Genomic DNA, 3,688 nt, shown 5'->3' with positions numbered 1-3,688 from the left:
GGAGGTTGAGATCAAGCATTAGTGGATGAAATATTGTTTCCTCGCCCCTTAGGTCGCAGAATAAATTTGGGTTTGGTTGCGGCCTGCTCTCTTGGCGCGATATAGACCGCGGTCGGAGGCGTCAATCCATTCAACGGGTGCTGTGATTTGGTCGTGGATTTCGGCAACGCCTAAACTAATGGTGAAGTTAATGACGTGCTCATCGTAGTAAACGGTGTTGGCCTCAATCGCTTTTCTTAATCGTTCTGCAACGATTGTGGCGCCTTCGGTATTGGTATCAACCAGAATAATGGTGAATTCTTCTCCGCCATAGCGCCCACAGATATCGATATCGCGTACGCACTGCTTGATGACGGCGGCGGTTTGGCGAATAACCTCATCACCAGCTGGGTGGCCGTAGGTGTCGTTGATGCGTTTGAAGTGATCGATATCGAACATCACCAAACTGCATGTGTGTTTGTAGCGTTGGTAGCGTTTAAATTCATGCTGCAAGCCTTCTTCCCAGTGCTTACGATTGAGTAAGCCTGTTAGCCCGTCGGTTTGGCTTATGATATGTAACTTGCTGTTGGCGCGCTGTAATTGAAGCCGGTTAGCGGCGACCTCGGTGACATCGTAAATAATCAGGCAGATGTGTGTAATTTCACTGCGTGCATTAGTGATAGGCATAATTGTGCAATTTTGGTACATGAATTCTGTCATGCCAGTCACTGGGCGATAATTTCTGAATTTAAAAAGGTAGGGGCGCTGTTCCCATGTGGTGAATGCGGAGTTGTGCAGTACGCGTACGGATTCCACTTTACGCATGAACCATTCTTTTGGGAGTTCGGGGAAGCTGGTAAATAGGTTGCCGCCCAGTACGTCGGTCGGGAGCCTGGCGCTGTGATTCTGCATGAAGCTATTCCACAGCTGCACGTTGTAATCTTCATCGAGTATCACTAGACCAACATCGATGTTTTGAAGCACATCCATTAGCCAGTGAAAATCTTGCATGAATTCTTCGTTGCTCATGATTTACTCGAGAAGGTAGTCAATTTTATGCATTAGCCGCGATATGGATTCGTCAGTCATCAAAATAAGGAGGTCGCAATTAACGTTGTAACCTTCTAGTTTGTAGTTAATTTCGGTGACGAGCGCGTGGCGCCAAATGCTTGTGGTGGGGTCAAACATTTCACTGATTTTTTGATGCTGGCCTAGAACGGTGGGAGGGCCAAAGCTGAAGTCCATATCGATTTGTTCGGCTAGCCCTTTAATGCAGGCGCCAAACAAGACGTTGGTGGTATCCATTAATAATTCACGCTCAGCTTGCTCGTCGAGCTCGTCGTCGTATTGCAGTAGGCGGGCAAGGTCAGCAAAACTGGTGTCGTTATAAAGAAGGATGGCTTCGCCAGCAATACCGCCGCCAATAAAACCTTGGCAGACCCCAGAGATAGTGTCAGTGGTGTCGATTGATTGTAGTGTCATTGCAATGTCTTGCGGCTCCATAATCTCGATATGCGGGATCGACAAGACGACAAATGTGTCAAGCAGGCGAGCGAGTCGATCGCCTGCTTGACCCATGGCGACGTTGGTAAGCTCTTGTAAGGCATCGCGTTGATCCTCACTCATGTTCAATATGGCGCTCATGCGCAGCTAACCCCAAAACCAATGCTATTAATATCTATTCTAGACAGCCCACGTTAGAATGCCGCGTTATTTTCAGCAATTTGTGATATCGCTTGTTCTTGGTGGACCTAAAACCTTTATATATCGGTAGGTTAGCGTGTATCAGTGTCATTGTTATTAAGTCCTATCTTATGAAATTCAAAATTGTTCCTGTCACGCATTATCAGCAAAATTGCAGCATTATTTGGTGCGAGCAAACGAATCAGGCGGCGGTGGTTGATCCGGGAGGTGATATCCCTGTTCTTTTGGCTGAGCTAGATCGTTTGGGGGTGACCCTTGAGAAAATCATTTTGACGCATGGCCATATGGATCATGTGGGCGGTACGGCTGCGCTCGTTAAAGCAACAGGGGTTCCTGTTGAGGGGCCGCATCGCGATGATGAATTTTGGATTCAAATCCTCGATCAGCAGGCGACGATGATGGGTTTTGAACCTCAACCAACATTTGTGCCCGAGCGCTGGCTGGAGCATGGTGATTGCGTCACTGTGGGTGACTCTGAATTGCAAATACTGCATTGTCCAGGTCATACGCCAGGCCATGTTGTGTTGTTTAGTAAGCCGGATCGATTGGCTTGGGTGGGCGATGTTTTGTTTAAGGGTTCGATAGGGCGCACGGACTTCCCTCGAGGGAATCATAAGCAGTTGGTTACTTCCATCACCCAGCGCCTTTGGCCGTTGGGTGATGATGTTCGTTTTATTCCTGGGCACGGTGAGATGTCTACTTTTGGCGATGAGCGTCTAAGTAATCCTTTTGTTGCGGATAAAAACTTCGGTTAAAACTTATGCCGCCTGTATTGCGGCGCGAGACTATTTTGGAGTGTGTAATGACCGATGTAATGTTGTCGAAAGATCTAGATGAAAACTTTGATCGTTTTATGGTTGAAGCTGAAGATACGGGTTGTGTTTGGGCGCTAGAAGGCGAAGACGGGTTTGCGCTGTGCCCATCCAATGTGAGTGAAGCAGTGGATGTTATGCCGTTGTGGTCTCAGCCTGAATTTGCAAAAGCGCATTGTGTGGATGAGTGGAGCTGCTACAAGCCTGTGCCTATATCGTTAGAGGAACTGCTGGATGAGTGGTTACCTGGTATGCATGATGATTTACTGTTGGTTGGCGTTAATTGGAATGCCGATATGGAAGGTGATGAAGTGGAGCCTCTGGATTTGCTTGAAGATTTCGAATCTGAATAAGGGGCGGGGCAATACATGGTTTGTCTAATTAGACGAGGGCGCCTGTTTTCTCAGCAAGGCGCTCGAAGGGGCGCATGCCGGGGCATGTAACGCTTTGAGCAACGCGGCTGAGGAAGCAGGAGGCTAGTATTATTGGATGAAGTATTTTTTCCTCGGCCCTAACTCCTCTGTGCCATAGCGTCATTGCGAATTGGTGTGCGTAGGTAAAAATACACCGATCTGTTTATGAAGGTTGCTGATTTCACCGGCTTGATGGGTGAGCAAGATCTTTCGGTTGGAGTCTATGACGATAAGGCTGGGTGTGCCGCCTACGCCATAGCGTTGAGCAACAGATTCTGCTTTTGTGAGTAAGGGTAAGGTGATGCCTCGTGATTCTAGATATTCGGTTGGATCTTTGTCTTCCCAAATGTTCAGCGCATAAAATGTTGTATTAGCTGGATCACTCAACTCGGCCAGCTTTTGAAGCTCAGGCAGTAAATCGCTGCACTTTTGGCACCAAGTGGCCCAAAAAAACATCACAACCACGGCTTTTTTGTCGACTTCTTCGTAAAGTAATACGGCTTCTCCCTCTGCATCTCGCAGCATCCAGTTGGGCGCTGTATCTCCAGCCATTAGCGTTTCGGCCTGCAGGCTTACGTGGGCAAGCAATAATAGCATTAGGGCGCACAGGCTGACTAAGAGGCGCTTGTGTGGCATTTGAGTGCTCGACCTATGCATGCAGTAAACCTTTAATGAATTATATGAAGAGCTTAGGGGCGAGGCAATAATAGTTTATCCAATTAGGAGAAGAGATCGGCTTTCTTATCGAGGCGCTTAAAGGGGCGCATGCCGGGGCATGTA

The 3,688-nt window shown here is 47.9% G+C and carries 5 protein-coding genes; 2 read left to right on the top strand and 3 right to left on the bottom strand.

The genetic code is table 11. The annotated features are described in order from the left end of the window. Window positions 1-48: 48 nt before the first annotated feature. The gene (locus AC3A8L_RS20595; RefSeq protein WP_487964152.1) at window positions 49-1,011 is read right to left on the bottom strand and encodes a sensor domain-containing diguanylate cyclase; all 963 of its coding nucleotides are present in this window, start codon (window positions 1,009-1,011) and stop codon (window positions 49-51) included. Beyond that, window positions 1,012-1,623 (bottom strand): histidine kinase, encoded by a 612-nt coding sequence (locus tag AC3A8L_RS20590; RefSeq protein WP_487964151.1) that lies wholly within the window; start codon window positions 1,621-1,623, stop codon window positions 1,012-1,014. It abuts the gene before it with no gap. A 170-nt stretch (window positions 1,624-1,793) separates the two neighbouring features. On the opposite strand from AC3A8L_RS20590, the gene AC3A8L_RS20585 reads away from it, so the two are divergent. Next, window positions 1,794-2,438, top strand: coding sequence for an MBL fold metallo-hydrolase (locus AC3A8L_RS20585; RefSeq protein ID WP_487964150.1), 645 nt, complete (start codon window positions 1,794-1,796; stop codon window positions 2,436-2,438). A 47-nt stretch (window positions 2,439-2,485) separates the two neighbouring features. Continuing rightward, window positions 2,486-2,848 carry a DUF2750 domain-containing protein gene (locus AC3A8L_RS20580; protein WP_487964149.1) on the top strand — a complete coding sequence of 121 codons (363 nt, stop codon included), beginning with the start codon at window positions 2,486-2,488 and terminating at the stop codon, window positions 2,846-2,848. Between the two features lie 180 nt (window positions 2,849-3,028). On the opposite strand, the gene AC3A8L_RS20575 is transcribed toward AC3A8L_RS20580, so the two are convergent. Continuing rightward, window positions 3,029-3,565 carry a TlpA family protein disulfide reductase gene (locus AC3A8L_RS20575; protein WP_487964148.1) on the bottom strand — a complete coding sequence of 179 codons (537 nt, stop codon included), beginning with the start codon at window positions 3,563-3,565 and terminating at the stop codon, window positions 3,029-3,031. Window positions 3,566-3,688 lie beyond the last annotated feature (123 nt).

Source organism: Marinagarivorans sp. (genome assembly GCF_982758155.1).
Note: the sequence above shows the minus strand (reverse complement) of the source record. Positions and strands in the feature narration are given on the sequence as shown.